The sequence below is a fragment of the Klebsiella sp. Q11 genome (assembly GCF_964241505.1).
Taxonomy (GTDB): Bacteria; Pseudomonadota; Gammaproteobacteria; order Enterobacterales; family Enterobacteriaceae; genus Klebsiella; species Klebsiella michiganensis.
Genome location: NZ_CAXSXW010000036.1, coordinates 1 through 3,451 on the forward strand (window position 1 = coordinate 1; position 3,451 = coordinate 3,451).

The 3,451-nt window shown below is 57.9% G+C and carries 2 protein-coding genes; both read left to right on the plus strand.

Annotation, left to right across the window (positions count from 1 at the left end):
* The first annotated feature begins 33 nt into the window (after positions 1-33).
* Positions 34-2,520 carry a fimbria/pilus outer membrane usher protein gene (locus ACESQ2_RS28315; RefSeq protein WP_014839452.1) on the plus strand — a complete coding sequence of 829 codons (2,487 nt, stop codon included), beginning with the start codon at positions 34-36 and terminating at the stop codon, positions 2,518-2,520.
* Positions 2,511-3,451 (plus strand): fimbrial protein (locus ACESQ2_RS28320; protein ID WP_373171594.1); only part of this gene is annotated, 941 nt, incomplete at its 3' end. The genes ACESQ2_RS28315 and ACESQ2_RS28320, both read left to right, overlap by 10 nt.

Sequence of the window (3,451 nt, forward strand, 5' to 3'; positions counted from 1 at the left end):
AGTGAAAGTTACCGTCAAATAAGGGAAACGATCATGAAGCAGAGGTCAATCTGCCCGGGAAGATTAAGCACGGCTATCGCGGTTGCGCTGTGCTGCTTTCCGCCATTTTCCAGCGGACAGGAAAACCCGGGAACGATCTATCAATTTAACGATGGTTTTATCGTCGGCAGTCGCGAAAAGGTCGACCTGTCGCGCTTCTCGACCAGCGCTATCAGCGAGGGCGTCTACTCCCTTGATGTCTATACTAACGGCGAATGGAAAGGGCGCTACGACCTGAAAATCACCGCCGGTAAAGACGGCAAAATGGGCGTCTGCTATACCAAAGCGATGCTGATGCAGTATGGGATTTCGCCGGAAAAATTAAATCCGCAGCTCAGCGAAAAAGAGGGCTTCTGCGGACGCCTGCAGGAGTGGCGTCACGAAGATAACGTCAAAGACACGCTGATTCAGTCCTCCCTGAGACTGGATATTGCCGTACCGCAAATCTACGAAGATCAGCGCCTGAAAAACTTTGTCAGCCCGCAGTTCTGGGATAAAGGCGTTGCGGCGCTGAATTTAGGCTGGATGGCCAACGCCTGGAACAGCCATATCTCCTCGGCCAACGGTTCCGATAACAGCAGCGCGTATCTTGGCGTTAACGCGGGCCTGTCGTGGGACGGCTGGCTGCTCAAGCATATCGGTAACCTGAACTGGCAGCAGCAGCAGGGGAAAGCGCACTGGAACAGCAACCAGACCTATCTGCAGCGGCCGATTCCGCAGATTAACTCGATAGTCAGCGGCGGGCAGATTTTTACCAACGGCGAGTTCTTTGACACCATCGGCCTGCGCGGGGTTAACCTGGCGACCGATGACAATATGTTCCCCGACGGCATGCGCTCCTACGCCCCTGAAATTCGCGGCGTGGCGCAAAGCAACGCCCTGGTGACGGTGCGCCAGGGCAGCAATATTATCTATCAGACCACGGTGCCGCCGGGGCCGTTTACCCTGCAGGATGTCTATCCTTCCGGCTACGGTAGCGACCTTGAAGTGTCGGTTAAAGAGGCCGATGGTTCGGTCGAGGTATTCAGCGTACCTTACGCCTCGGTAGCGCAGCTGCTGCGTCCGGGGATGACCCGCTACGCGCTCTCCGCCGGTAAAGTCGACGATAGTTCGCTGCGTAATAAACCGATGCTCTACCAGGGAACCTGGCAGCATGGTTTAAATAACCTGTTTACCGGCTATACCGGCGTCACCGGATTTGATGACTATCAGGCGTTCCTGCTGGGGACCGGGATGAATACCGGCATCGGCGCGCTCTCCTTCGACGTGACTCACTCGCGGCTGAAGAGCGATACCCTTGACGAGCACGGTCAAAGCTATCGCGCTACCTTTAACCGTATGTTTACCGAAACCCAGACCAGCATCGTGCTGGCGGCGTATCGCTACTCCACCAAAGGCTACTACAACCTGAACGACGCCCTCTACGCCGTCGATCAGGAGAAGAACTACAACAGCAACTACACCGTGTGGCGCCAGAAAAACGGGATGACCTTTACCGTCAACCAGAACCTGCCGGACGGCTGGGGCGGTTTTTATCTGAGCGGCCGGGTGGCGGATTACTGGAACCGTTCGGGAACGGAGAAGCAGTACCAGTTTAGTTACAACAACATGTACGGTCGGCTCTCGTGGTCGGTCAGCGCCCAGCGCGTCTATACCCCGGATAGCTCCGGCCACCGTCGCGACGATCGCGTGTCACTCAACTTTAGCTACCCGCTGTGGTTCGGTGAAAACCGTACGGCTAACCTGACGTCGAATACCGCGTTTAATAACTCACGCTTCGCCAGTTCGCAGATTGGCGTCAACGGTTCGCTGGATAGTGAAAACAACCTCAACTACGGCGTGTCGACCACGACCTCGACCGGCGGCCAGCACGATGTGGCGCTGAACGGCAGCTACCGTACCCCGTGGACCACGCTGAACGGCAGCTATAGCCAGGGCGAAGGCTATCGCCAGAGCGGCGTAGGCGCCAGCGGGACGCTGATCGCGCATCAGCACGGCGTCGTATTCTCGCCGGAAAGCGGCACCACCATGGCGCTGATCGAAGCGAAAGACGCCGCGGGGGCGATGTTGCCCGGCTCGCCGGGTACCCGCATCGACAGCAACGGCTACGCCATTCTGCCGTATCTGCGGCCTTACCGGATAAATTCCGTTGAAATTGACCCGAAAGGCAGCAACGACGATGTCGCCTTCGGCAGTACCGTGGCGCAGGTGGTGCCGTGGGAAGGGAGCGTGGTCAAGGTCTCCTTCGATACCACGCTGCAGAACAACGTTACTCTGCAGGCGCGTCAGGCAAACGGTCTGCCGCTACCGTTCGCCGCCACGATTTACAACCCCTCCGGGAAAGAGATCGGCGTGGTGGGCCAGGGCAGCATGATGTTTATCAGCGACGCCAGCGCGCCGAAGGCCACGGTTAAGTGGAGCGGCGGACAGTGCTCGGTGGAATTAAGTCAGGAAAAAACAAAGGAAACGCTATGTCGCTAATGAAAAAACTGACGCTTTTTATTGGCTTAATGGCGATGGGGACCACGTCGGCATGGGCATCCTGTACGCGCCTGTCGCAGCCGACGGTTAGCCTCGACATGGTTGTGGGCCGGGTGGTGGTTCCGCCGGATCTGCCTGTAGGCTCGGTGATCGTGTCCCGGGACTGGACCATGTCGGCGCCGGGCGGGGCCAGCTATAGCTGCAGCAGCGGCACTAACCGCTTTGTGGCCAAAATCGTCGCCCCCGGGGCGACCGATCTGGGAAATAAAATTTATTCCACCAATGTGCCCGGGATCGGCCTGCGGTTCAGCCGCGGCGGGGCGACGGTCAATATTATCTACCCTGACACGTTCTCCAGCTACGTCAGCCGGACCACGAATTACTCGCTGGAAGGCTCCCGCTTTACGCTGGAGGTGATTAAAACCGCGAGCGTGACCGGCAGCGGAACCCTGGCGGCAGGTAAGTACACCTCTTACGACTGGGAGAACGGCAATAACCCGATCCTCGAAACCCGCCTGAGCGCCAACGCCATCACCGTGGTATCGCCCTCATGTACCATCCTGAGCGGCAAAAATATGAACGTCGATGTCGGTACCATCAAGCGCAGCGATCTCAACGGCGTCGGCACCACCGCGGGCGGGAAGGATTTTAATATTGAGCTGCAGTGCAGCGGCGGGTTAAGCGAGTCGGGATACGCCAATATCCAGACCTCTTTCTCCGGCACGCTGGCCACCGGCACCACGGTGAGCCGAGGCGCGCTGCTGAACGAAAAATCCGGCTCCTCGTTGGCGAAAGGAATTGGTATCCAGGTTCTGAAAGAGGGCGTACCGCTGGAATTCAACAAGAAATACAGCGTCGGTACGCTGCGCACGCAAGAAACCCGATACATCACCCTGCCTCTGCATGCGCGTTTCTATCAATATGCGCCGAC